The 25,000-nt window shown below is 64.9% G+C and carries 26 protein-coding genes and 1 pseudogene (1 of these 27 cut by a window edge); 10 read left to right on the top strand and 17 right to left on the bottom strand.

Going from position 1 to position 25,000, the window contains the following annotated elements:
- The 10 genes from NO357_RS13490 to NO357_RS13445 form a co-directional block, all read right to left on the bottom strand.
- On the bottom strand, positions 1 to 612 hold the 5' portion of the coding sequence (locus NO357_RS13490) for a VPLPA-CTERM sorting domain-containing protein (protein WP_306736221.1). The gene continues 9 nt to the left of window position 1, outside the view; 612 of the gene's 621 nt are visible here — the first part of the coding sequence; the start codon lies at positions 610 to 612; its stop codon lies beyond the left edge, outside the window.
- A 218-nt stretch (positions 613 to 830) separates the two neighbouring features.
- Positions 831 to 1,496, bottom strand: a complete 666-nt coding sequence (gene msrQ / locus NO357_RS13485) for a protein-methionine-sulfoxide reductase heme-binding subunit MsrQ (RefSeq protein WP_306736220.1) — start codon at positions 1,494 to 1,496, stop codon at positions 831 to 833.
- A 1-nt stretch (position 1,497) separates the two neighbouring features.
- On the bottom strand, positions 1,498 to 1,713 hold the full coding sequence (locus NO357_RS13480; protein ID WP_306736219.1) for a GDCCVxC domain-containing (seleno)protein: 216 nt from the start codon (positions 1,711 to 1,713) through the stop codon (positions 1,498 to 1,500).
- Positions 1,710 to 2,615 (bottom strand): protein-methionine-sulfoxide reductase catalytic subunit MsrP, encoded by a 906-nt coding sequence (gene msrP, locus NO357_RS13475; protein ID WP_306736218.1) that lies wholly within the window; start codon positions 2,613 to 2,615, stop codon positions 1,710 to 1,712. Before msrP ends, NO357_RS13480 begins: the two co-directional genes overlap by 4 nt.
- Positions 2,616 to 2,955: 340 nt before the next feature.
- The gene (locus NO357_RS13470; RefSeq protein ID WP_306736217.1) at positions 2,956 to 4,983 is read right to left on the bottom strand and encodes an NADPH-dependent 2,4-dienoyl-CoA reductase; all 2,028 of its coding nucleotides are present in this window, start codon (positions 4,981 to 4,983) and stop codon (positions 2,956 to 2,958) included.
- Between the two features lie 176 nt (positions 4,984 to 5,159).
- Positions 5,160 to 5,453 (bottom strand): hypothetical protein, encoded by a 294-nt coding sequence (locus tag NO357_RS13465; RefSeq protein ID WP_306736216.1) that lies wholly within the window; start codon positions 5,451 to 5,453, stop codon positions 5,160 to 5,162.
- A gap of 75 nt (positions 5,454 to 5,528) precedes the next feature.
- Positions 5,529 to 5,909 carry a hypothetical protein gene (locus tag NO357_RS13460; protein ID WP_306736215.1) on the bottom strand — a complete coding sequence of 127 codons (381 nt, stop codon included), beginning with the start codon at positions 5,907 to 5,909 and terminating at the stop codon, positions 5,529 to 5,531.
- A 37-nt stretch (positions 5,910 to 5,946) separates the two neighbouring features.
- A complete protein-coding gene (locus tag NO357_RS13455; protein ID WP_376744385.1) occupies positions 5,947 to 6,717 on the bottom strand; it encodes a DUF6478 family protein in 771 nt (256 codons plus the stop codon).
- A gap of 144 nt (positions 6,718 to 6,861) precedes the next feature.
- Positions 6,862 to 7,596, bottom strand: a complete 735-nt coding sequence (locus tag NO357_RS13450; RefSeq protein WP_306736214.1) for a hypothetical protein — start codon at positions 7,594 to 7,596, stop codon at positions 6,862 to 6,864.
- 85 nt (positions 7,597 to 7,681) lie between these two features.
- Entirely contained in the window at positions 7,682 to 8,971 is a 1,290-nt protein-coding gene (locus tag NO357_RS13445) for an NAD(P)H-dependent oxidoreductase (protein WP_306736213.1), read from the bottom strand.
- A 240-nt stretch (positions 8,972 to 9,211) separates the two neighbouring features.
- On the opposite strand from NO357_RS13445, the gene NO357_RS13440 reads away from it, so the two are divergent.
- From NO357_RS13440 to NO357_RS13420, 5 genes are all read left to right on the top strand, one after another.
- On the top strand, positions 9,212 to 10,099 hold the full coding sequence (locus NO357_RS13440) for a CPBP family intramembrane glutamic endopeptidase (RefSeq protein WP_306736212.1): 888 nt from the start codon (positions 9,212 to 9,214) through the stop codon (positions 10,097 to 10,099).
- Positions 10,096 to 10,998 carry a CPBP family intramembrane glutamic endopeptidase gene (locus tag NO357_RS13435; RefSeq protein ID WP_306736211.1) on the top strand — a complete coding sequence of 301 codons (903 nt, stop codon included), beginning with the start codon at positions 10,096 to 10,098 and terminating at the stop codon, positions 10,996 to 10,998. The genes NO357_RS13440 and NO357_RS13435 overlap by 4 nt, the downstream gene beginning before the upstream one ends.
- A gap of 81 nt (positions 10,999 to 11,079) precedes the next feature.
- Positions 11,080 to 12,024: an acetyl-CoA carboxylase, carboxyltransferase subunit beta gene (gene accD, locus NO357_RS13430; protein ID WP_306736210.1), complete on the top strand. Its 945-nt coding sequence runs from the start codon at positions 11,080 to 11,082 to the stop codon at positions 12,022 to 12,024.
- Positions 12,021 to 13,292 carry a bifunctional folylpolyglutamate synthase/dihydrofolate synthase gene (locus NO357_RS13425; protein ID WP_306736209.1) on the top strand — a complete coding sequence of 424 codons (1,272 nt, stop codon included), beginning with the start codon at positions 12,021 to 12,023 and terminating at the stop codon, positions 13,290 to 13,292. Before accD ends, NO357_RS13425 begins: the two co-directional genes overlap by 4 nt.
- Before the next feature lie 173 nt (positions 13,293 to 13,465).
- Complete coding sequence (locus tag NO357_RS13420) at positions 13,466 to 13,657, top strand: hypothetical protein (protein ID WP_306736208.1); 192 nt, start codon at positions 13,466 to 13,468, stop codon at positions 13,655 to 13,657.
- A gap of 92 nt (positions 13,658 to 13,749) precedes the next feature.
- Here the strand turns inward: NO357_RS13420 and zapE are convergent, their stop codons facing one another.
- A complete protein-coding gene (zapE, locus tag NO357_RS13415) occupies positions 13,750 to 14,823 on the bottom strand; it encodes a cell division protein ZapE (protein WP_306736207.1) in 1,074 nt (357 codons plus the stop codon).
- A 188-nt stretch (positions 14,824 to 15,011) separates the two neighbouring features.
- Here zapE and NO357_RS13410 point away from each other — a divergent pair, with 188 nt between their 5' ends.
- Complete coding sequence (locus NO357_RS13410; protein WP_306736206.1) at positions 15,012 to 16,106, top strand: hypothetical protein; 1,095 nt, start codon at positions 15,012 to 15,014, stop codon at positions 16,104 to 16,106.
- A gap of 144 nt (positions 16,107 to 16,250) precedes the next feature.
- The gene (locus NO357_RS13405) at positions 16,251 to 17,483 is read left to right on the top strand and encodes an MFS transporter (protein ID WP_306736526.1); all 1,233 of its coding nucleotides are present in this window, start codon (positions 16,251 to 16,253) and stop codon (positions 17,481 to 17,483) included.
- Positions 17,484 to 17,530: 47 nt separating this feature from the next.
- Here the strand turns inward: NO357_RS13405 and NO357_RS13400 are convergent, their stop codons facing one another.
- Positions 17,531 to 18,442, bottom strand: a complete 912-nt coding sequence (locus tag NO357_RS13400) for an ornithine cyclodeaminase family protein (protein WP_306736205.1) — start codon at positions 18,440 to 18,442, stop codon at positions 17,531 to 17,533.
- A 57-nt stretch (positions 18,443 to 18,499) separates the two neighbouring features.
- Positions 18,500 to 19,468, bottom strand: coding sequence for a DMT family transporter (locus NO357_RS13395; RefSeq protein WP_306736204.1), 969 nt, complete (start codon positions 19,466 to 19,468; stop codon positions 18,500 to 18,502).
- A 158-nt stretch (positions 19,469 to 19,626) separates the two neighbouring features.
- Here NO357_RS13395 and NO357_RS13390 point away from each other — a divergent pair, with 158 nt between their 5' ends.
- Positions 19,627 to 20,211 carry a hypothetical protein gene (locus tag NO357_RS13390; RefSeq protein WP_306736202.1) on the top strand — a complete coding sequence of 195 codons (585 nt, stop codon included), beginning with the start codon at positions 19,627 to 19,629 and terminating at the stop codon, positions 20,209 to 20,211.
- Between the two features lie 3 nt (positions 20,212 to 20,214).
- On the opposite strand, the gene NO357_RS13385 is transcribed toward NO357_RS13390, so the two are convergent.
- The 4 genes from NO357_RS13385 to NO357_RS13370 are packed head-to-tail and all read right to left on the bottom strand — an operon-like array spanning position 20,215 to position 23,166.
- On the bottom strand, positions 20,215 to 20,661 hold the full coding sequence (locus NO357_RS13385) for a YaiI/YqxD family protein (RefSeq protein WP_306736201.1): 447 nt from the start codon (positions 20,659 to 20,661) through the stop codon (positions 20,215 to 20,217).
- On the bottom strand, positions 20,658 to 21,488 hold the full coding sequence (gene fghA / locus NO357_RS13380; protein ID WP_306736200.1) for an S-formylglutathione hydrolase: 831 nt from the start codon (positions 21,486 to 21,488) through the stop codon (positions 20,658 to 20,660). Before fghA ends, NO357_RS13385 begins: the two co-directional genes overlap by 4 nt.
- A gap of 47 nt (positions 21,489 to 21,535) precedes the next feature.
- On the bottom strand, positions 21,536 to 22,219 hold the full coding sequence (locus tag NO357_RS13375; RefSeq protein WP_306736199.1) for a nitroreductase family protein: 684 nt from the start codon (positions 22,217 to 22,219) through the stop codon (positions 21,536 to 21,538).
- Positions 22,220 to 22,230: 11 nt separating this feature from the next.
- Positions 22,231 to 23,166 carry an AEC family transporter gene (locus tag NO357_RS13370; protein ID WP_306736198.1) on the bottom strand — a complete coding sequence of 312 codons (936 nt, stop codon included), beginning with the start codon at positions 23,164 to 23,166 and terminating at the stop codon, positions 22,231 to 22,233.
- Positions 23,167 to 23,369: 203 nt separating this feature from the next.
- On the opposite strand from NO357_RS13370, the gene NO357_RS13365 reads away from it, so the two are divergent.
- Together NO357_RS13365 and NO357_RS13360 are read left to right on the top strand one after the other, a co-directional pair.
- Positions 23,370 to 23,945 carry a hypothetical protein gene (locus NO357_RS13365; protein ID WP_306736196.1) on the top strand — a complete coding sequence of 192 codons (576 nt, stop codon included), beginning with the start codon at positions 23,370 to 23,372 and terminating at the stop codon, positions 23,943 to 23,945.
- 205 nt (positions 23,946 to 24,150) lie between these two features.
- Positions 24,151 to 25,000: pseudogene (locus NO357_RS13360) on the top strand (hypothetical protein); the annotation flags it as partial.

The raw sequence follows: 25,000 nt of genomic DNA, 5'->3' as shown, positions 1-25,000 counted from the left end.
CCTGCGCCGGACGAACCCGATCAAGCCAAGACCGCCGAGCAGCAGTGGAAGACTTGCCGGCAGCGGAACAGGCGCCATCCCATTTATGCTGAAGTCGAAAGACTTCACCAACGCCGAGGCGTAAATCGACGATCCTGTCAGCGAACCGAAATCGACGGCGAACAGAAAGGCCTCTCCTGCATCGACGTTGATGCCGCCGAAAGACACGGTCTGAAGGCTTGAGTTCGTGAACATCAGATCGTCGCCCGCAAGACTGCCGTCGACCGACAGATCAAACGGCAACTGGCCTGCATACTGGGTCAGGGTGTGACCGGCGCCATACATACTATTAAAAGTTAGATTCTGATCCGCCACGATTGAAATCGTATACATGCCGTTCCCGGGCACGCCGAATTTCAGGCCGCCGCCGCCGCCCTGGCGGAAACCGTTCGCCCCGCGCGCGGTGGCAACGATGGTGAAATTCACGCCATCCACGGTATCGGTGACCACATTCGGACCGAAAGTCGAAGCGTAAGTCGACGTGGTGAAGTCGATCGTGGACGCTGAGGCACCGGTCACCAGGCCAGCGGTCATGAAAGCAACTGTCGCAACGTTCGAAAGGATATTCTTCATAAAAATCTCCAAAAAAAGGCTGTGTGCCAAAGATCATTCGTCCCGGAATTCTAGACCGGCCCGGAATCGGCTGTCCAATTTTTTCCCTCTTCGAACAAGGATTTGCCGCAATTTAGAGACGTCCGGCGCAGAAAAAGACGGCTCTATACCCCATATGGGTTACGCTAACAGGCTGGTTTCTGGGCGTCGCGGCAGAGCCCCCGCCATTTCCGTCCGAATCACGCGGACATGCCCTTGCCGACAGGTTCAGGCCCCTGCCGTGCCCTACCCATGCCGCCGGCGTTCCCCGACCGGGGCTTGGTCCGCCACCGCAGACGCAGCACCAGAAGGGCTATCATTACCGCCAGATAGGTCAGCGGCTCGGCGGCCCAGGTCTTGGCCAGCATCACGTTGTGCACCGCGCCCAGCACCGCCGCCGCATAAGTCAGCCGGTGCAGCCGCTTCCACGCCGCCGCCCCCATCCGCCGGACCGACCAGTCGTTCGAGGTGACCGCCAGCGGAACCAGCAGCGCAAACCCCGCCATGCCCACCGTGATATAGGGGCGTTTCACGATATCGGCCCAGATCTCGCTCAGCAGGAACACGTCCAGCAGCAGCCAGACCAGCAGGTGCACAGATATATACAGAAACGCCGTCAGCCCAATCGCCCGGCGGAACCGGATCAGATTGATCCGCGCCACTTTCATCACCGGCGTGATCGCCAGCCCGACGATAATCAGTTTCAATCCGGTCTCGCCCAGCGCGCGCTCCAGCGCATTGATCGGCTCGGGGCCCAACCCGCCGGTTTCCCCCAGCCAGAACAGCCAGACGATATGCGCCAGCCCGGCCAGATAAAGCGTCCAGGGCGGTACGTGCCGGACCCAGCGGTTCAAGACGGCCACCATGTCACCCTCCGCAACAGCCATCCCCCGCCTGGATCGGCGGGCATGGCACGGTGCCGTAGGAACAGAACACGCAGCAGTCGCCGGGCTTGGGTTTCAATACCGCGCCGCAGCCCCGGCATTCAAAGAACCACTGGCAGGCATCGGTCGGCATCTCGCAGCTTTCAACGTGGCCGCAGTCCGGGCAGGTCAGAACCGATGTGGTGACGATACCTCTCAATAGAATGTCTCCAGGTCCATGCCGTCATACAGCCCGGCCACCTCGTCTTCGTAGCCGTTGAACATCAGCGTCGGCTTCTTGGCCGAAAACAACCCGCCGCCGATCACCCGTTCGCGCGCCTGGCTCCAGCGCGGGTGGTCGACCTGCGGATTCACATTGGCGTAGAAGCCGTATTCCTGTGGCTGCAGCATGTTCCAGGTCGTCTCGGGCTGCTTGTCAGTCAGGGTGATCTTGACGATCGACTTGATCGACTTGAAGCCGTATTTCCACGGCACCACCAGCCGGATCGGCGCGCCGTTCTGCTTCGGCATCGGCTTGCCGTAGAGCCCCGTCGCCATCAGCGTCAGCGGATGCATCGCCTCGTCCAGCCGCAGCCCCTCGCGATAGGGCCAGTCGATGCTGCCGCCGCGCTGCGCCGGCATCTCCTTCGGCCGATACAGCGTTTCGAAAGCCACGTATTTTGCTCCCGGCTTCACGCCCGCCCAGGTCAACAGGTCGGCCAGTTCAAACCCGTTCCACGGCACCACCATCGACCAGGCCTCGACACAGCGAAACCGATAGATCCGCTCCTCGATGGTCATCGCGCTCACGATCTCGTCCAGTGCATAGCTGCCCGGCCGCTCGACCAGACCGTCGATCTCGATTCGCCAGGGCTCGGTCGTCAGCGCGCCCGCATATTTCACCGGGTCGCCCTTGTCGAAGCCGAACTCGTAGAAATTGTTGTAACTGGTGATGTCCTCGAAACTGTTCGGCTCGAGCGTCTCCGCCCGCGCCCGACCTGCCCCGATCAGCCCCAGTCCGCCCACCACGCCTGCACTTGCGACAAACGCCCGTCGGTTCAGCCAAACCGCCTCCGGTGTTATGTCATTGCGGACCAGATTGTTTTGCCAGCGATGCGCCACGACGCTCTCCTTCGTGCTTTGGCCTGAGTTAGCCCGCCCACCTGGCCTCCGCCAAGCCACAAGCTCTCACGTTATCGTTGGTGCCCTGAAACAAACGCACCGCACCGACGCGCCACCGCGCCGTTACGCGTCACGGCCGTCGCACCTCCATGCCCACCAGCTTCTTCTGTTGCTAAATACCTCCGCCGGAGGCGCCTGACTTCACCGCAGGCGCGACGTCCGAAACAGCGCACCACCCCCCGTCCGGCGCGGCGGGGCGGGCAGTCCCGACGCTCGCCCGCGAGCACCTGACGTCAACGGGGCGGGAGCCGTGCCGGGCGGGCGGTTCACCCGACGGTCTCTACAGGCTCGCGCCCAGCCGCACCCCCTGGTCGATCGCGCGCTTGGCGTCGAGCTCGGCGGCCACATCCGCCCCGCCGATCACGTGCGGTATCACGCCTTTTTCGATCAGCGCGTCGGCCAGCGACCGTTCACTCAACTGCCCGGCGCAAAGCACCACGGTATCCGCTTCGATCACCCGCGGGTTCTCACGCGCCTCGCCGAACGAGATGTGCAGGCCCTGGTCATCGATCCGTTCATAATTGACCCCGCCGATCATCTCGACGCCCTTCATCTTCAGCGCCGCGCGGTGGATCCAGCCGGTGGTCTTGCCCAGCCCCTTGCCGAGCGCCTGGGCCTTGCGCTGCATCAGCGTCACCTGCCGCGCCGGGGCATGCGGATGCGGACCCTGCGCCGCCAGCCCGCCCGGCGTCTCTGTCGGATCGCCCACCCCCCATTCCTCCTTCCAGAGCGCGAGGTTCTCGGTCGGGCTTTCGCCGGCATGGACAAGGTATTCCGAGACGTCAAAACCGATGCCGCCGGCGCCCACCACCGCCACGCGGCGGCCGGCCTCGGCCCCGCCGCGCAACAGATCGACATAGGAGATCACGTTTTCCGCGTCTTCGCCCGGGATCTGCGGATCGCGCGGGACAACACCGGTGGCCACCACCACCTCGTCGAAACCTTTCAGCACCTCGGCCGTCGCCTCGGTCCCGAGCCTGAGCTCGACCCCGGCCTTCTTCACCATGGTGCCGAACCAGGCGACCAATCCGTGGAACTCTTCCTTACCCGGAACCACCTTGGCCATGTTGAGCTGGCCGCCGATTTCATCGCCCCGGTCGAAGAGAACCACCGCGTGCCCGCGTTCAGCCGCCGTCATCGCCACCGATAGCCCCGCCGGACCGGCGCCGACCACCGCAACCTTCTTGGGCGCCGCGGCGGGCTCGATCACGATCTCGGTCTCATAACAGGCTTTCGGGTTGACCAGGCAGCTGGAAATCTTGCCGCTGAACGTATGGTCCAGGCAGGCCTGGTTGCAGCCGATGCAGGGTGCGATTTCGTCGGCCCGGCCGTCCGCGGCCTTGTTCACGAACTCCGGGTCCGCCAGGAACGGCCGCGCCATACTGACCATGTCGGCGCATCCCTCGGCCAGGACCGACTCGGCCACGTCCGGCATGTTGATCCGGTTCGAGGTGATCACCGGGATAGAAACCTTGCCCATCAGCTTCTTGGTCACCCAGGCAAACGCCCGCCGCGGCACACTGGTGGCAATCGTCGGAATCCGCGCCTCGTGCCAGCCGATGCCGGTGTTGATGATACTGGCGCCCGCCGCCTCGATCTCTTGCGCCAGTTGCACCACTTCGTCGAAGGTCGAGCCATTGGGCACTAGATCGATCATGCTGAGACGATAGATGATGATGAAATCATCGCCCACGGCCGCGCGCACGCGGCGCATGATCTCGATCGGCAGCCGCATCCGGTTCTCATAGGACCCACCCCAGCGATCGGTCCGCTTGTTCACATGCGTGACCAGGAACTGGTTGATGAAATAGCCTTCCGAGCCCATCACCTCGACGCCGTCATAGCCGGCCTCGCGCGCCCGCGCCGCGGTGGTGGCGAAATCGGCGATCTGCTTCTCGATCCCCGCTTCATCCAGCTCTTTCGGCGGAAACGGCGAAATCGGGCTCTTCACTGGCGAGGCTGACACGCAATCCGGCCCATACGCGTAGCGACCCGCGTGCAGGATCTGCATCGCGATCCTGCCGCCCTCGTCATGCACCCTGTCCGTGACCAGCTTGTGGTTGGCGATATCCTCGGGGGTGTAAAGCCCCGCTGCCCCGGGAAACACGCCACCCTCGTGGTTCGGTGCGATCCCACCGGTCACGATCAGCCCGGCGCCGCCCTTGGCTCGCGCCGCGTAATACTCCGCAACCCGGCCCCAGTCGCCGCGTTCTTCCAGCCCGGTATGCATCGAGCCCATCAGCACGCGGTTCCTGAGCGTCACATGCCCCAGATCGAGCGGGGCCAGCAGGTGCGGAAAATCGGTCATGACGAAGCCTCCCTTGAACGACCGGATGATTGCCCCGTGGCGGCAGACTTGTCACCCCGCAACGCCGCGTCAACGCGGGCGCGGCTCAGCGATAGCGGCTCCAATAGACAAAAAAGGCCACCGGACCCCGGCGGCCCGCCCCTAACGCCGATACTGCCGTCCGGGTCGCGTTTTGATCAGCCGGTGTTGTCCACGATCAGCGGCGTTTCGAAATACTGGAACCTTGGACGTGCGCCATACAGCTTCTCGGCCATGTCGCACCATGCGGCGTCATGGGCCGCCTTCGCATCGTCGACCGAAGGCCACAGATAGACCCCACCGCCGATCCCGGCCTCACCATCGTAGAGGTAGTATTTCCGCACCAGTTTTGCATTGGCCTGCCAGCGCGGCACCGATTTCTCGAACAGCGCTACCGCCTCTTCCCGGGTCATGCTCTCGGGCAAGTCGAAATTCACGATCTCGGTAATCATCACCGTCCTCCGTTCGGTTCAGCCGCCGCGCCTGGGCGCGGCCGGTTCAAGAAAGCCTGGCGTGCGGCGCGCGGCTCACATCGTCTCCAGGCAATGACGCCGAAACGCCCGCTTGAGCATGTCGAGCTCGGCCCGTAGCAACCCGATCTCGGCACGGATGTCGTCCTCGACACCCTCGCCCGCGATCAGCGTGAAGGCACCCAGCTTCTGACCGTTGCCGCCGTCGTGCACCAGAAATGTCTGCACCCCGTCGCAGATCGCCTCGCGCGGCACCGGCACCCGCAGCACATAACTGCCTTCCTGGTCGGGAATCACCTGCACGTCGGGCACCGTGGCATTGTCCAGCGTTACCTCGATGCTCGGCAGGTCGGCATGGGTCTCTTCCCTGTCCCGGCGCAGGATCGCCTCCCAGACGCCTTCCTTCATCCGCGTCGCCGTGACCGTGATATCGCTCATCCTTGCCTCCTGCCGTCTTGTCGCGTCATGTCCCGTCTCACAACTCCGCCCGCGGCCGGCGGCTGAAGGTCAGATCGCGCAGCGTCACCTGGTTCATCTGCGGGCCTTCGAAGATCAGGTCCAGCCACATCTTCTCGACCCGCTTCTCGTTCAGCTTGGTATAGGCAAGGTCAAACTCCACCATCACCTCTTCCGCCCCGAGCGGCAACTCGCGCACGATCTGCTCGGTATTGGGGCCGTGCTTGATGTTGAGCCGAGCGAAGATCTCCAGGGGCTTTTCCATCTCGACGACGGTGTCCACCCGCAGCAAGTGCCGCCGCTGCAACCCGCGCACCGCCTCCTCGGGCAGGTCGACCACCAGCGACAGGAACGAGCCGTCGAAATTGAACACGTCGAGCCGGAGCCCGAACGGGGCCAGGTCCGCCTCGCGCCGGTTGCGGATCTGGCGCAGGGTCAGTTCCGAGCGCTGGCAATCGTGAAACAGCGTCACCTCGCGCCCCAGCATGCTCTTCGATTCGACCGAACTCATCCCCGGCACAGGCAGCGGCCCACGCCACAGCTCGGGCCGCCAGGCCCAGTCGGCGTCAAACGGCTTGGGAAAGGCGGTCGAACCGATCATCGGCAGCGCCAGCCGGCTTTCGGCAATATGGATCAGCTTGTCGAGATGCGACTTCAGACGCCGCGCCCTCTGGCGCTGCTGCCTGAGCTCGGGCAGGTCGGTTGCTCCCGCCCGCCGTGCCGCTCGCGCCCAGCGCCGGAGCGATGCCTGAAACATCATCTCCTTCAGAATCCCGGTCTTCATGGGCATCAGCTGCTCGCCACCAAGTTATTATTCTCGCGCAGGCCAGTTTTACCGGAAACAATTTCAACGAAAAGGAAACACTGGCAGCTCATGCGAAACAATAAGCGGTGGCCCCGCGCGGCGCAACACCCCCTGCCCGCCCGATTCGCTCTAGTCGGGGACCGGTGCGACCGGCTTTCCAGCCGTCGAGAAATCCGCAATCGGACTGGTGTCGAGGATGTTTTCGGCCAGTCGGTGGATCAGCCTCCGCCCGCGCGGACCAGCCTGGGCGCTGCCTTTCGGCGCATAGAGCGCCAGCCCCACGAGATAGCCATTGACCATCAATGCGCCGCGCCAGTGCCGCGGGTCGCCGGCCGGCAGACCGCGGTCGCCGCCGCTGTCGAGATGTACCAGCGTCATTCCGTCGCCGTCGATTTTGTGCAGGGCCCGGGCCGGCTGCATCGCCGTCGCCAGGCCATCCGCGCTCGGCAACGTCCGCGTCAGCAGGCCCGGCTGCACCTGTACCGTCATCACCACCGGGTCAACGTCGGCACTGCCGAAACTGCCCGTCAGACTGTTGCAGGACGCGATCAGGGCAAACCCACCGGTCACCCCGCGACGCAGGGTGCGCCGCACGAGGCAATAGCCGCGCGGCGCCACCACCGCGACCTTGCCGCGCACCAGTTCGGCCTGACGCAGGGGCGGCTTGGCCGGCCGCGTTGCCCCCGAGGCCGCCCCAGCCGGGCCCGTCGCCGACGCGGACAGAAGGCCCAGCGTGCCGTCGGTCTCGCTCAGGCATCCGGTCAACACCAGGGCCATCGCACATGCCGCGACCGGGCGCCGGACGCCACGGCCCAGGCGCGCCATGCCCGCTCGCCAGCCCTGCACGTGCCACGGCCGGGTCATCTCCATCCTCCCCGGAAATCAGTCTTGAAACGGATACGCAAACCGCCCCTTTCAGACAAGGCCCGCCACCGGCATGCGCCCGCCCTCACCCTGACAGCGCCTCGCGATAGAGCGCCACAACGTCGTCTTCACCGAGCACCACGTCGTTCCATCGCAGCACCGCGCCCTCGCCGACACTGCGTGTCAGCCGCACCCCGTGTGCCAGACCGATCGGCAGCACGTCGCGCGCCTCTGCCGCCGGCATCAGCCGGCCCCAGACGGTGAAGCCGCCCTCGCCATCCAGCATTTCGCCCGCCGTCAGGCCGCGCTTGGCCACCGCCGCCACGGTGCCGCGCATCTCGCCCGCCTGGCCGGTCGGTTCACCGCGCAATGCTGCGCTCAGCACCGAAATCGAGAGCTCCAGGCCGATCAGGTGAAACGGTTTGTACATCGCCGCAAACCGCCCGGTGTCGTCGGTCGGCAGCCCGTATTGCCGAAAACAGGCGGCGGCATAGTCATTGGGCGCTTCAAGTATCACGTAGACTCCCCAGCGCAGGTCACGGAAGACCGGCCGCCCGTCGCGCTCGACCGACGAAACCACCTCGACCATGCCGGACCGCTCGAGCCGCCCGCCCACGTCCCGCGGTCGCAGCACATGCGCCAGGTCATCCACACCGCAGGGCGGAAACCCCAACCCCGCCGCAGGCACGTTCAGCCCGCAGGCATTGGCGATAGCGGCCATCTCGATGGCACTCTTGGTTCCATCGAGGAAGGAATTGAACATCTGGCTGTTCATCCCCGCCTGCGCGGCCTGCTCGGGTGTCAGCCCGTAATGCGCCCAGACGTCATCGGGCGTAACCTTGTGATAATCGGGGAGGTATTTCGTGCCTTTGCCGGCGGCCGCCACCGCAAAGCCGGCGGCCCGGGCCCAGTCGACCATTTCCGAGACCAGCGCCGGCTGATCGCCGTAAGCCATGGAATAGACCACGCCCGCCGCCCGGGCGCGTCGGGCCAGTGCCGGCCCGGCCAGCACATCGGCCTCGACATTGACCATGACGATATGCTTGCCCGCATCGATGGCGGCCAAGGCATGGGCGATGCCGGCCCGTGGGTTGCCGGTGGCTTCGATCACCACTTCGACATCGTCGCGTGCGGCCAGCACGCTGCCGTCCTCTTCAAACGCCACCGTGGCGATGCGATCGTCCGTCCAGCCAACGCTGCGGCAGGCCGCGTGCGCCCGATCGATGTCGAGATCGGCAATCGCCGTCACTTCCAGCCCATCGATCGTCGGCACTTGGCTCAGGAACATCGAGCCGAACTTGCCCGCCCCGATCAGCCCGGCCCTGACCGGCCGTCCCTGCTCCGCACGTTCCGCACATAGTCTCGCCAGGTTCATGCCATGCCCTCCCGCCCTTGGCTGCCTCCCCGCAGTTTCGAAACCGCGTGAACGTCATTCGAATGGCGTTCAGGCCTCGCCGTCAAGCCTGACGCCGGCTTTCCGCACCCGGCCGAACCCCGCAGCCGCTTCGAAACGAGCCGTCCGGACCACCGAGTGAGGCGGTTTTGAAACCACCAGGGCCATTTGAATGGCCTTGGCTCTTCCCCTGCGCCCTGCCTTGCCGTTAAAGCAGGCTGCATGCGCTATGCCGCCCACGAAACCCTCGCCGCGCCGGCCCGCCCGTCCGCCCAGCTCTGGCGGCTGGCTCTTGGCGTGGCCCTCACCGCGGCTTGCTTCGTCGTCGTCTCCTACAGTTACTTCAATATACTTGCCGGCCTCGTCGCCCCCGGGGACTGGCCCGACTTTGCCGCCGAGATCGACGCCGGCTCGACCCCTCGCGGCATGTTCGCGGTGCTGGGGGTCTTCGGCCTGATGACGCTCACGCTTGCGCTGGTCATGAACCAGCTGCACGACCGTTCGCTGCACTCGCTGCTCGGGCCCGTCAACCGCGCGGCACGCGATTTCCTGCGCGTCTCGGTGGCGCTTCTGGCGCTTGCCACCTTGCTCTGGCTCCTGCCTGAACCCGCTGCCATGGCTCCCCAGCCCGGCCTGCCCGTGCTCCGCTGGCTGGCGCTGCTGCCGCTGGCGCTGCCGCTCGTCTTCATCCAGATCAGCGCCGAGGAACTGGCCTTCCGCGGCTACCTGCAAAGTCAACTCGCGGCCCGGTTTTCCAACCCGCTGATCTGGATGGCCGGGCCGGCCGTGCTGTTCGGCCTGCTGCATTACGACCCGGCCACTGCCGGGGACAACGCGTCGGCGATCGCACTGACCGCCTTCGTGTTCGGGCTGGCGGCCGCCGATCTCACGGCGCGCGCCGGCACGCTCGGCCCGGCGCTTGCGCTGCATTTCGCCAACAACATCGGCGCCCTGCTGATCACGGCCCCGCAGGGGCTCAATGACGGGCTGGCGCTGCAGCGCTTCCCGTTCGCCATCGACGACCTCGCCGCCCGGGCCACCTGGCTGCCCCACGACCTGCTGACCCTGCTCTGCGCCTGGCTGGCCGCACGCCTCGCGATCCGCCGATGACCCGCCGTACCGCCTATGCCGCCCATACCCGTTTCGTCGCACCGGCGCTCGGCACGCCCGGCGCGCGACCGGTGATCCTCGGCTTCATCATCGTCGAAAGCCTCTATCGCATGGGCCAGCAACTGCTGGGATACCTGCTCGAAGCCATCGATCCCGAGTTCGCCGCTGCGGTGTTTGACGGCAGCACTCCGGCCGGTCTTCTGGTCAACCTCGGCTCCTTCGTGATCCTCGCCCTCTGCCTCGCGCTGACGTTGCACTGGGTGCATGGCCGCCGCATGACCAGCCTGCTAGGCCCCATCGCCCAGCTCTGGCCACAGGCCCGCGCCACCTTTGGCGCCGTAATGCTGGTGTTCGTCGCCTTCGAGGCCCTGACCACCGGCTTTGCCGTCGCGCCAGGCACGATCATCCGCCCGCTGCCGGACTGGTTGCTGCTGCTGATCCCCGGTCTTGCCGTTCTGCTGATTCAGATCAGCAGCGAAGAGATGTTCTACCGCGGCTACCTGCAACAGCAGATCGCCGCGCTGGCGCCGCATCCCGCGGCCTGGCTGATCCTGCCCAACGTCGCCTTCGCCGTCGCCCATATCAGCCCCTATGCCGCGTTCGAGGAAAACCTGGCCTACCTGACCTGGACCTTCTGCTTCGGCTTGGCGGCCTCCGACCTCACCGCCCGCGCCGGCACGCTCGGCCCCGCGCTCGGTCTGCATTTTGCGAACAACGCGTATGCCTTCCTGCTCTACGGCGAAGCAGGTGGGCTCGATTCCGGCCTCGCGCTGGTGCTCTACCCCGCCCCTGACCCCGGAATGCCTGGCCTCGAGGCCGCGCCGACGATCGGCCTTCTACCCGAGTTGGCAATCCTCGCCGTCACCTGGGGCGCCGCCCGCCTGGCGCTCCGGCGCTGAGCCAGCCGCCGATTGCATTTCCCCGCCCGGGAGACTATCTCGGGCACAACGCACAAGGCTTGCATGAGGGCGTCTGGCCGCATGAACTGGATCACCAACTATGTCCGCCCCCGGATCAACTCGATCTTCTCGCGCCGCGACACGCCCGAGAACCTGTGGTCGAAATGCGACGGCTGCGGCACCATGCTGTTCCACCGTGAACTGAAAGAAAATCTCAACGTCTGCACGTCCTGCGGCCATCATATGGCGATCAGCCCGCGTGACCGTTTCACTGCCCTGTTCGACGGCGGCATCTTCAACGAGATCGCGGTGCCGGAACCGCTCGACGATCCACTGAAATTCCGCGACCAGAAGAAATACCCCGACCGGATGAAAGCCGCCCGCGCCACCACCGGCGAGAAAGAGGCAATGCTGGTGGCCGAGGGCGAAATGGGCCGCACACCGATCGTCGCCGCCGCCCAGGACTTCTCGTTCATGGGCGGCTCGATGGGCATGTATGTCGGCAACGCCATCATCGCCGCCGCCGAACGCGCCGTCGACCTGAAACGCCCGCTCATCCTGTTTTCCGCCGCCGGCGGGGCGCGGATGCAGGAGGGCATCCTGTCGCTGATGCAGATGCCGCGCACCACTGTCGCCGTGCAGATGCTGAAAGAGGCCGGGCTGCCTTACATCGTTGTGCTCACCCACCCCACCACCGGCGGGGTCACGGCATCCTATGCCATGCTGGGCGACGTGCAGATCGCCGAACCCAACGCGCTGATCTGCTTCGCCGGACCGCGCGTGATCGAACAGACGCTCGGCGAGAAACTCCCCGATGGGTTCCAACGCGCCGAATACCTGCTCGATCACGGCATGCTCGACCGGGTGACCCCCCGCACCGAGTTGCGCGACGAGCTGATCACCGTCACCCGCATGCTTCTGGGCCTGCCCCCGGCGGTCGCCGGTGACCTGCCCGCGCCGGGCGATACCGACATGGCGTCGCCGGAAAAGGCAGCCAAACAACCTTCAGACGCGCCGCGGGAATGACCACCGGTTCCGACGCCATCCTCGAGCGGATGATGGCGCTGCACCCCAAGATCATCGACCTCACGCTCGATCGGGTCTGGCGCCTGCTCGAGGCCCTCGGCAATCCGCAACATGACCTGCCGCCGGTGATTCACATCGCCGGCACCAATGGCAAGGGCTCGACGCTGGCGATGATCCGCGCCGGTCTCGAAGGCGCCGGCCAGCGCGTGCATGCCTATACCTCGCCGCACCTCGCCCGTTTCCACGAACGCATCCGGCTGGCCGGTGAGCTGATCGCCGAAGATTACCTGACGCAGGTGCTCGACGAATGCTACGCCGCAAACGGTGGCGACGAGATCACCTATTTCGAGATCACCACGGTCGCCGCGCTTCTGGCCATGGCCCGCACGCCGGCCGACTACACCCTGCTCGAAGTCGGCCTCGGCGGCAGGCTCGACGCCACCAACGTGATCGCGCGCCCCGCGCTCACCGTGATCACCCCGGTTTCCTTCGACCACCCGCAATTCCTCGGCAACACCGTGGCCGAGATCGCCGGTGAAAAGGCCGGCATTCTCAAGCCCGGCGTGACTTGTGTCGTGGCCCGGCAAGACCCGGATGCCCGCGCCGTGATCGAGGATCGCGCCGACCACGTTGGCGCCCCCCTGCTGATCCAGGGGCAGGACTGGGACAGCTGGGAGGAACACGGCCGCCTGATCTACCAGGACAGCCGCGGCTTGCTCGACCTGCCGCCGCCCGCCCTGATAGGCGCCCACCAGTTCCAGAACGCCGGAGCCGCCATCGCCACCCTGCGCCAGCTCGATTTCGGTGAAGCCGCGGCCGAAGCGGCGGTCACCGACGTCGCCTGGCCCGCCCGCATGCAACGCCTGCGGTTTGGGCCGCTGCTCGACGCCGCGCCGGGGGCCGAATTCTGGCTCGACGGCGGCCACAACGCCGCCTGCGGCGAGGCCTTGGCCGAAACCCTCACCCGCCTGCCCGCCCGAGAAACCCACCTGATCTGCGGTATGATGAACACCAAGGACGTCGCCGGCTATCTCGCGCCGCTGGTGCCGCACGTCACCAGCCTCACCGCCGTGTCGATCCCGAACGAATCCAACACGCTCCCGGCCGGAGACACCGCTCGCCACGCCCGCGCTGCCGGCATCCGCACCGCCATCGCCGACGGCGTCGCCGAAGCGGTACAGGCGATCACCGCACATACCCCCGATGCCCGCATCCTGATCTGCGGGTCGCTCTACCTTGCCGGAACCATCCTGCGCGATCACGGTTAAACCTCTGAAACGTTTCGGTTTCTGCGAATCGCCTTATTTGATTAGACGAATCGCAGCGCTTCGAATCACTTTGTGTTGACTGATTCGCGGCGATTCGCCTATATCTTGAACCAACAAACGGAACGCGCCGAAAAACCGGATCAAGCGGCGTGCAGGGGATCGGGGGAACAGAAATGCGCGTGCTGCACCTTGCCGTTCAGCTGGTAAATGCCTTCGGACCAGCGGTTCCAGTTGACGCCCGCATTCCCCTCAAGACCATCGGCGACAGCATGACATTCCGCGGATGTCTCGTGCCAAAGCTGGGCACGTCCGACCGCCCCGCCACGATCCGCATCGGCCAAGGGCGGACGATCCCGGCACTCTGATCCACCGAGTTACGAAGGCAGGAATGATTGAGGGGCCGGTTCAACGGCCCCCTTTCATTTTTGCCACCCCGGGCGAGGCACAGGCGCCGACCTCAGCCGGGCTCGACCCCCCAGTCCTCGGCCTGCATTTCGCGCAGGCGACTCGCCGTGCGCTCGAACTCGAACGCCCCGTCGCCCTCGACATAAAGCATCTCGGGCACCGCCGCCGCACTGGCGATCAGTTGCACCTTCGCTTCGTAGAGCGCGTCGATCAGCGTCACGAAGCGCTTGGCCTCGTTGAAATTGGCGCGCGACAAACGCGGGATGTCATCGACCAGCAGCACGCTGATCTCCCCGGCCAGCGCCAGGTAGTCGCCGGGCCCCAGCATCCGCCCGCAAAGCTCATAGAAACTCGCCCGCCCGACGCCGTTATGAAATCCGGGGATCTCGACATCGCGGCCTTTCACCTTCAGCACCAGCCGCTCGCTCATGCCGCCCGTCAGATCGCGCCACAGCGCGTCCATTTCGGCCCGCGCCCGGGCATCGTTGGGCGAGAAATAGACCGGGCTGCCCCTGAGCCGGTCCTGCCGGTAGTCGGTGGGCCCGGCCAGCTCATGCACGACCATCCGATCCTTCAGCAAGTCGATGAACGGCAGGAACAGCTGCCGGTTCAACCCGTCCTTGTAGAGGTCATCCGGCACCCGGTTCGACGTGGTCACCACCGTGACCCCCGCCACGAATAGCGCCTCGAACAGACGGCCGACGATCATCGCGTCGGTGATGTCGGTGATCTGCATTTCGTCGAAAGCCAGGCAGCGCACCGCATCGCTCACCGCTTCGGCCGCGGGTTTCAGCGCGTCCTGTACGCCGCGCGACCGGGCCGCGTGCATCGCGTCGTGGATTTCCTGCATGAAGGCGTGGAAATGTACCCGCCGCACCGGCACGTCGGCCAATGTGTCCACGAACAGATCCATCAGCATCGACTTGCCGCGCCCGACCCCGCCCCAGATGTAGAGGCCCCTGACCGGAACCGTCCCGCCCCAGCCGAACCAGCCGCTTTTGACCGGGTTCACCAGCCCCTCGCGGATGCGGTCCAGCTCTGGCAGCACCCCCTCTTGTGCCGGATCGCGGGCGATCGTCCCCGCGGCCACTCTGGCTTCGTATTCTGCCGTAACATCGCGCGTCATACTCTCCCTCTAACCCGGCTTTTGCGCGAAGTGTAGAGCTTCCGCAGGTCCGTCGCCGCACCCGGTCTCGACAAGCCGGGCAAAGACCCGCCGTCGTTCCACCCCGGAAATTGACCGGCTTCCGGAGCGGAACTAAGCTAAGCGCCTTCCGCGCTTGTTCAGGCATGAGACCGAGGAGGTCCCGCACGATGCCAATGTCGCCAACCGCCAGAGGGCATTGCGCCGCCATCGCCCTTGGCATGTCGGTTGCCTTCGCCCAATCCGCAGCAGCCCAATTCCACTTACCGGAATGCACGTGCGAGAACCTCACAAGCCTGCAACAGGATTTCCGTAACGCGGTGACGCTCGCGGAGTATTTTCAGGGCCTGGCCGACCATCTGGAAGCGGTCGAAGCCGAGGAGCGGGCGAAATTTCCCGAAGACCCCGAGCGCGTCGAGGAACATGTCGGCAGTGCCTTGTCACGCTACCTGCAAGAAAACCCGCCGTCACAGCGATTGATCCCGGTGCACGATTATGTCGGCCCATCCAGCGTGGAAATGGCCTATGGCACTTGCACGCAAGACGCGGAGCGGCTGCTGCAGATGGAACTCGGCTCACCCTGCCGGGCGATGGCCGATGCCTCCCTCAACCACGAAGCCTTTCACCGCGACACCTGTTCCCGCATGGGACCGGAGGCGTACTGGAACCAGTCGCGCGTCGCCAATGCCCGCGAAGAGGTTGCGGCCTACCGCGCTCAGGCCGCGGACCTGAGGGAAGAAATCCGCCGCGTGCTGGAAGCGGCCGAAGTGATCTACAAATCTGACTCGAGTTTCGATCTGAACGTGCAGGGTATGGCGCAGTATGGCTATGTCTCCTCGGCCCGATCCGAGGACATCGGCCACCCCTCGGACGGCGACACCTGGACCATGATCGGCCGGGGCAGCAGCACCGGTAAATGCGTCAAGGCCGTGATCGTCGGGATGACATGCACCCCAAAAGGCATGATCAACAGCAGATTTGACCTCACGCTCACGACCGACGGCCTGGTGTTCGACCTGGAGGTCGGAGAGATCGTGACGAGCGGCGCCATGTCGATCATCTGTCGCGGCGCCGGCAGCAGCAGCGGACCGGTGAGCGCGGTGACAGAAGGGCCGGGAATGATCACCTCCGGGCAACCGCTTCGCACCGGCGACAATCCGTTGCCCAGTGACATGACGGATGAAGTTCGCGCCCAGCTCTCCTCGGTCGGGACCGTGACGTTCGAGGGCGAAAGTGTTCTTTCAGTGACGTGCTCAGCACCCTGAGTCGGCGCATCTGCATGTGATTGGCACGCCAGGCTCGGGCCACGGTGCAAGGATCACCACCCATGATGACCCAAACGTCAAAGTTTCGATTGAACTTTCGCTTTCACCGATGAATCACTACCATCCGAAACCGCTGGGATGACCATGGATAGCCGCGCCCCCCTAATGACCCCGGTCCTGATCGTGGGCTGTCTGATCATCCTGATCTCGTTTGCGATCCGTGCGAGCTTTGGCGTGTTCCAGATCCCCATCGCCGAAGAGTTCGGCTGGGCGCGGTCCGAGTTTTCCATGGCAATCGCGATCCAGAACCTGTTCTGGGGCATCGGCCAGCCGCTGTTCGGTGCCATCGCCGAGAAAATTGGCGACCGCAGGGCGATCGTTATCGGCGCGCTGACTTATGCCGCCGGGCTCGTGCTCAGCTCCCACGCGGTCACACCCACCGCGCATCAACTCTATGAAATCCTTGTCGGATTCGGCATCGCCGGGACCGGCTTCGGGGTCATCCTTGCCGTCGTCGGCCGGGCCAGTTCCGACGCCAACCGCTCGATGAGCCTGGCGATTGCCACCGCCGCCGGCTCGGCCGGTCAGGTGATCGGCGCACCGATGGCGGAATGGCTGCTGACCTGGTTCTCCTGGCAAACCGTTTTCGTGATCTTCGCCGCCATGATCCTCGCCGCGCTATTGGCGCTGCCTTTCATGCGCGCCCCGGCCGCCGCCAGCCGTGCCGAACTCGCGGAAAGCATGGGCCAGATCCTGATGAAAGCCTTCCGCGATCCGTCCTACACTTTGATCTTCCTCGGCTTTTTCTCCTGCGGTTATCAGTTGTCCTTCATCACCGCGCATTTTCCGGCCTTCGTCACCGAGATGTGCGGCCCCATCGCCTCGGGCGGCCTCCTTCACGATCTGGGCATCACCACGACCTCGCGGCTCGGGGCCATGGCCATCGCGCTCATCGGGCTGGCCAATATCGGCGGCACGCTGATCGCGGGCTGGCTCGGCAACCGCTATTCCAAGAAATACCTGCTGGCCGCCATCTATACCGGACGCACCCTGGTTTCCGCGGCCTTCATCCTGGTGCCAATGACACCGGCCACCGTGGTCCTGTTTTCAGTCGCGATGGGTTCGCTATGGCTTGCCACCGTGCCGCTCACCTCTGGTCTCATCGCCCATATCTACGGGCTGCGCTACATGGGCACGCTCTACGGCATCGTGTTCTTTTCCCATCAGTTGGGCAGCTTCCTTGGCGTCTGGCTGGGCGGCCGGATGTACGACATCTATGGCAGCTATACCGCCGTCTGGTGGGTCGGCGTCGGCGTCGGCGCCTTCTCGGCCATCGTGCATCTGCCGGTGCGTGAACGCCGGCTTGTCCCGGCCTGATCCCCCGGGCGCAGCGTAAGCCGGGCTTCAGCCCGGCACACCCGTCCTCACCCGCGCCACGCGTCGAGGACATAGCGGCTGGTCATCAGGTCGAGATGCGCCCCTCCCCCGTTCTTGGCGATGGTGATCTCGTCCTCTGACCGGCGCTCGAACGCACCCAGGTCATAGAAATCCGCCACAATCTCTTCGCGCTTCAACGCGCCCGACTTCAGCGGTTCGATAAGCTCGCCAATATGCCCGATCGTGGTGTCGAAACTGTCGACGAACACCCGCGCCCGGGCCATCGCTTCGTCATCGACCTCGCGCATGTCCGGCCGATAGGCGCCGATCAGGTCGAGATGCTGCCCCGGACGCAGCCAGGCCCCCCGGATCACCGGCGCACTCGCCATCGTGGCGCAGGCGATCACGTCCGCCGTACCCACCACCGCCTCAAGATCGCCCGCCACCTGCATGCCGGGATACTCCGCCGCCATCGCTTCCGCTGCCCCGGGCGAGCGGTTCCAGACGGTAAATTCAGCCTCGGGGAAAACCGCCGCATAGGCTTCCCGCATCGACCGCCCCACCGTCCCTGCCCCCACGATCAGGAAGTGCCGCGCGTCCTTGCGCGCCAGTTTCGAGGCCGATAAGAGGCTGTCGCCCGCCGTTTTCCATTTCGTTACCAGGTGGAAATCGACGATCGCTTCCAGCATCCCGTCGATGTCAGAATAGAGGTTCACCGCCCCGTTCACCATCGGTTTGCCCGCGTTCTTGTTGCCCGGGAAGATCGTGGCGCTCTTCACCGCAAGCCCCATCCCGTCAATCCACGCCGCCCGGCTCAGAAGCGTGTCGGGATCGCGATAAAGAAACGTATCGCCGATCTCCGCCTTGGGCCGCTTGTGCCCGTCTTCGAACGCCGCCAGCAGCCCTGTCCAGCTCAGTTTCGCTTCGCCCTCGGCGAAAGGGATCATCGTTATGTCCATGACGGGCTCCTATCCATTGCCTCACGCAACCCTAACGCCCGGGCGCGCGCGGTCAAATCACCGGCGATATTTCGGCCCTTCGGCGGCCACATCCTCTGCGACCTCGGCCTCGCGCCACAACAGGAACAGCCCCGCGCCGACGATCATCGCGATACCGGCCCAGGCAGTCCAGTCGGGCCATTCGCCGAACACGGTCAGCCCCCAGATCACCGCCATCGGCATCGCCACGTATTCGAACGGCGCCACGAAAGCCGCTTCGCTCAACCGGTAGGCCTGGCTGATGAAATATCCCCCGGCCACGCTGGTCACGCCGATCGCTGCCAGCACGGCGTAATCTCCGGAAGCAACCGGCCCCCAGGCCCGCATTAGGAAATCGAGCGACGGATGCGCGTTGCCGGCAAACCGCCCGTCTCCCAGCGCAAGGCCAATGGCCGCGCTGGTGACGACAAATGTCAGCTGGATATAGAAGGCCATCGTCGCGGCGCTCTCGGTATTGCCAATCTTGCGGGTCAGCGTGTGCAGCGTGGCATAAAGCGCCGCGGCCACGATCGGCAGAAGCGAGGCCAACTGAAACGCCGAGGTACCCGGTTTCACGATCACCAGCACACCCACGAATCCCAGGGCAATCGCCATCCACCGGCGGGGCCCGACATGCTCGCCCAGAAAAACCACCGAAAACACCGTGATGATCAATGGCGAGATGAAGAAGATCGCCACCGCATCGGCAAGCGGCAACGCCGCCAATCCGAGGAAAAAGCACATATTCGCCAGCACCACGCACAGCCCGCGGACCATGTGCACCCCCAGCCGGCGCGTCTTCATCACCCGCCAGCCGCCGCTCAACGGCATGATCACGACGAAGAAGACCAGTGAGCCAATCAGCGAGCGGATCAGAACCACCTGGTGCAGCGCATAATCGCCCGACAGGAACTTGATGCCGACATCGTTGACCGAAAAGCAGGTCACCGCGACGGCTGCACAAAGCGCCCCCAACAGGTTGCCGCGTGCCTCGACTGTCCTGCGCATGCCGTCCTCCTTTTCGGTCACAAGACGCAAAGTGCAGAAGAAAGTAAACGCCTGTGCCCGACCGCGGCTGGCCTCGCATGCCGCCAGGCAGGAATTCCACACCCGCCAGTGCCGTGCTTTTCTGCTAGGGTCGGCAAGAGATACGACAGGAGCACGCCATGGCAAACGACCCCGAACCCACCGCCCCGGCCAGGGTGCCGCCACTCTATGCCTTGTGGATCCCGCTGGCCTTCACCTTGGTCTCGGGCCTCCTGCTGGTCCTGCATTTTCAGGGCAGGATCACCCTCGACAGCCCTGTTATCACCCTGGTCGGCGCCGCCGTGCTGGTCTGGTTTCTGCCGCTGGTGACCCGGATCAAGCTGGGCGAAAACGAAATCGAGCTTGGAAAACGCATGTCCGAGGTCGAGATGGCGGTGCGGCAAGATGCCGAGCGGGTCGATGCCCTGGTCGACACCCAGATCGCACCGGAAGCCGACGACGACGGCGGGGCCGGACCGGCCGCCGCCGAGGCGCTCGATCCCGACCAGGCGGCTATTCTGCTGGCGCTCGATCACCCCCGCTACAACCTGCGCACGGTGACCGGCACCAGAAAGGAATCGGGCTTGGCCAGCAACGCCGCCGTTGCGGCCACGCTCGACCGTCTGAAGGACAAAGGACTGGTGCGGACGGTCACGGGCAAGTCCGGCACGCCGGTCTGGGGTCTGACGCAAAAAGGCCGGCTGGCCGTTGCGGCACGGCAATAGGGCTCAGCTGCGCGCCACCTCGCGCAGCGCACGCTCCAGGGCATCCAGGAACCGCGAGCGGTCGGCCTTGGTAAAGCCCTTGCCACCGCCCTGCCGGAACGGATCGGCGGCGCGCAGATCGGTCATCAGGTCGCGCATTGCCAGCGCCTCGCGGACGTTGGCCTGAGTCAACCGCTCGCCGCTATGCTTCAGCACCAGCGCCCCCGCTTCGACGCATTTCGCCGCGAGCGGAATATCCCCGGTCACCACGACGTCGCCCGGCCCTGCCCGCTCGGCGATCCACTGATCTGCCACGTCTGGCCCTTCCGCCACGATCACTGTCTCGATGAGCGGGTTCTGCGACGGGCGGATCCCTCCGTTCGACACGATCGCCATCGGCACCCCGTGGCGCGTGCCGACGCGTTCGACCTCGGCCTTCACCGGGCAGGCATCGGCATCGACATAGATCACGCGTAAAGCGCCTCGGCATGGTAGGCGACGTGCTCTTCCATGAACGAACTGACGAAAAAATAACTGTGGTCGTAACCCTTTTGCAGCCGCAGCGTCGCCGGTTGCCGCCGTTCTGCCACGGCCTGCGCGAAATCTTCCGGCCGCAGCAGGTCGATGAACTGGTCATCGGTGCCGGTGTCGATCAGAATCGGCCCGTCAAAGCCATGTTCACGCATCATCAGCGTCGCGTCATGCCGCCGCCACGTGCCTTCATCCGCGCCCAGATAGGCGGTCAGCTGCTTGCGCCCCCAGTCACTGGCCGAGGGATGTGCAATCGGCGCGAAAGCCGAGACCGCCCGGAAACGGCCGGCAAGACCCATCGCCAGCGTCAGCGCCCCATGCCCGCCCATCGAATGGCCGGTGATGGCCTGCCGCTCCATGTCGAGCGCGAAATTGTTGCCCAGCAGCCGCGGCAGTTCCTCGGCCACGTAATCCCACATGTTGTAATGCGGGGCCCACGGTTTTTCCGTGGCGTTGACATAGAACCCGGCCCCCACACCGAGATCATAAGCCTCGTCATCGGCCACGCCTTCGCCGCGCGGGCTGGTGTCGGGAAAAACCAGCGCGATCCCCTGTTCCGCGGCCCATTGCTGCGCACCAGCCTTGACCATCGCGTTTTCATGGGTGCAGGTCAGACCGCTGAGATACCACAGCACCGGCACCGGCCCGTCCCTGGCCTCCTCGGGCAGGAAAAGCCCGAAAGTCATCGGGCAGCCGCAGGCCTCCGAGCCGTGGGTATAAACTCCCTGTACCCCTCCGAAACACTTGTTTTCCGATACCGTTTCCATTGTTCTCTCCTGTCCTTTTTCCGGTGCGCCCGCAGACGCCGCGGGAGTCATTCCCCGATGAAAGTCGAAATCTCGTTCAGCGGCTTCTTCTTCAGCGCCTTTTCCGGCACGGTCGCGTCGTCTGCCGGGTGCCCCACCGCCACGATCATCAGCGGCTTTTCATGTTCCGGCCGGCCACAGATCTCGGTCAGGAACTTCATCGGGCTGGGCGTATGCGTCAGGCAGGCCAGCCCGGCCCGGTGCAGCGCCGCAATCAGGAAACCGCTGGCGATGCCGGTGCTTTCCGGCACGTAGTAATGCTTGAAGCGCGAGCCATCCTCACAAAGACCCCAGCGCTGGGCGAACACCACGATCAGCCAGGGCGCCAGTTCCAGATGCGGTTTGCTGACTCCGGTGCCGATTGGCTCCAGCGCGCTCAGCCACTCGTCACCCGCAGCCCCGGCATAGAATTTCTCCTCCTCGACCTCTGCCGCCCGGCGAATCTGCGCCTTGATCCCAGGGTCCGAGATTGCCACGAAATGCCAGGGCTGATGGTTCGCGCCGCTGGGCGCCAGCCCGGCGGTTGCGATGCAATCCTCGATCACCGCGCGGGCCACGGGCCGCGTCGAAAAATCCCGGATCGTGTGCCGCCGCTTCATCTCGGCCCGGAACTCCGCCGCCCGCTCCGCGATCTCCGCGTCGGACCGGTCGATCCAGTCGCGCAGCGGCAGCGGTTTGTAATCTTCGGCCATCGGCCTCCTCCTCATTGATAAAGCTGCACCACCCAGGCAATCACCAGCGGCACCGTCAGCACGCTCGCCGCCGTCGAGATCAGGATCGAGGCCGACACCCGGTGCGGCGCGATTCCGTAATGCTGGGCCAGGATATAGATATTGCCCGCCACCGGCAGCGCGGCGCAGGAGATCATTACCGCCGCCGGGAACGGCTCGATCGGGAACAGGTACAATGCCGAAAACGCCACGAACCCCGGATGCAGGATCAGCTTGGCAAAACTCAGCCATCCCGCCACCGCCAGCCGCTCGGCCGATTTCGAGGCCAGCGACGCACCGATCGCGAACAGCGCGCCCGGCGTCGCCGCCCCGCCGAGGATCGAGACGAACTCCCGAACCGGCCCCGGCACCTGCCATTCCATCGCCGACACCAACAGCCCCAGCGCCATCGACACGATCATCGGGTTCTTCAGAAGCCCCAGCGCCACCGTGCCCAGCACCGCCGGACTCATCCGCCCGTCACGCCCGCCGGTCACCAGGATCACGATCAGCGAACCGAACACGATCAGGTCCATCGCCAGCACCATCATCACCGGCCCAACCGCCTCGGGGCCCAACAGCAGCGCCAGCATCGGCACGCCGAGAAAGCCGGTATTGCCGATCACCGCGCATTGCGCCTCGATCGACGCCTCTTCGAGCCCCTTGCGCCGCAGGAACGACACGATCAGCGCGATACCATAGACAACCCCCGAGCCCCAGAGATAGGCCATGATGAACCGCGGTTGGGCCAGATCGCTCAGGGCCAGGTTCGAAGCAAAGCGGAAGATCATCGCGGAAAGCGCGAAATAGAAAACGAACTTGGTCAGGTAGGCGGTGGCTTCCTCGGTAAAGAACCTTGTCCGCCCGGCGCCGTATCCGACACCGATCAGCGCAAAGAACGGCAGGGTCTTGAGGAAAATCTCCAGCATGTTCCGACTCCTAGAGGGGCCGGGCGGCGGTGACAATGGGGCCAGGCGGCCCTCGACCTCGCGTCACGGAATAATCGTGCGGGCGCGGCGCGACCGGCAACCGTGGCTTTTTTGACAAGGTTCGGCGGCACGCCGCCGCATGGACCTCGACGGGCCGCCCGTGCTTGGCTATTTTGGCCGCCAAAACCGAGAGGCTCCCGCGCATGCGCGTACAGCTCAGACATCTTTCGCGTCTCCTGCCGCTTCTGGCGGCACTGGCGCTCGCGGCCTGCGCCGCGCCGCCGCCGATGGCCGGCCAGGACGACATCGCCGCCCTCGCCCGCGAGATCCGCGCGCTGTCGCCACAGATCGACCCCGCCGAGGCCGACCGCGCCGCCCGCATCGCCTATACCGAGACCTTCCAGCTGTCGCGCCAGTACGGCATCACCGACCCGCCGCTGATCCACAACACCAAGGTCAATGCCGGGCTGCGCCCCCGCGGGCTGTGCTGGCACTGGGCCGAGGACATGGAAAACCGTCTCGCCCGGGAAGGGTTCGAGACGCTGGCGCTGCATCGTGCCATCGCCAACTCGGACAACCCTCTCAGGATCGAGCATTCCACCACCATCGTCTCGGCCAAGGGCGCCGGGATGTATGACGGCATCGTGCTCGATCCCTGGCGCAAGGGCGGGCGGCTGACCTGGGCGCAGACGCGCGCCGACACCGATTACAAATGGCTGCCCCGCCGCCAGGTGCTGGTCGCCAAACAGGAACGCCGGGCGCGGCGCGGTCCGAACTGACCATCCGCCGCGACCACGCGAACCGGCGTATCTTCGGGTGAAACCGGTAACATCTCCGAAGGAGCGACATATCCGCCACTCTGCCTCGCGGCTTTTGCGAACCGGGATATCGTCGGCTAGGATCGTTGTGCTCCGCCCCGCAACAAGCGGCGCGATTTGAGTTTCAACCACCTGCGCCCGTGGTGCATTCAAAAGGGAAGCCCCGATGGCTGTCTATTTCATCTACAACGACTCCAATGGTTACGTCGCGACCGCGAATGGCGATATCTACATCATTCAGAACAACAACACCCTGGCCCATACCGGCGATGCCTTCGACATCGGAACCTATGAAAACGTTACCGTGAATGTGGCGGGCTCGATCGTGGCGGGCTCGGACGGCATTACCTCAGCCACGGGATCATACCGCGCTCTCGTGACGATAGAAACGACGGGTTCGGTGACCGGCAATGGCGACGCGATCAGCCTGCACGGAGACAGAAACGCTGTAACGAATTTCGGGACATTGGCAGCGTATAATAATACAGGGATCGAGATATTCGGGAACTTTGCCGAAGTGTCCAATCACGGTGCAATCCACGCAATCTACGGTGTTCTTGTCGATGGTGATGCCGCGGAGGTAGGAAACTTCGGCTCAATCTTTGCTCTCAACACCGGCGTATTATTGAATGGCGCGTCTGCCTACTTGGCAAATTCCGGCCAAATCCAGGCTGAAGATACTGGGGTTTCTGTTCGAGCCGACACGGGCGAATCAACGTATTTCAGCAATACCGGAACGGTCCAGGGACGTCTGGCTTCCGTCCGGGGAGGCTTCTCCAACGATACCGTCATCAACTCCGGGACGCTGATCGGCGACGTTCGGCTCGGAGCCGGCAACGACAGTTTTGACAACCGCGGCGGCACCGTTGTCGGCGATGTCTTCGGCGGCGCAGGCAACGACACCTACATCACCGATAGCGCCGCGCTTCAGATCGTCGAGTTTGCCGGCGAGGGCACCGACGAGGTGCGGTCGACGGTGCGCTACATCCTCGGCGACAATCTCGAGAACCTGACCC

The sequence above is a fragment of the Marimonas arenosa genome, from assembly GCF_030848945.1.
GTDB classification, from domain to species: Bacteria; Pseudomonadota; Alphaproteobacteria; order Rhodobacterales; family Rhodobacteraceae; genus Marimonas; species Marimonas arenosa.
This window is presented reverse-complemented; position numbering and strand designations above follow the sequence as displayed.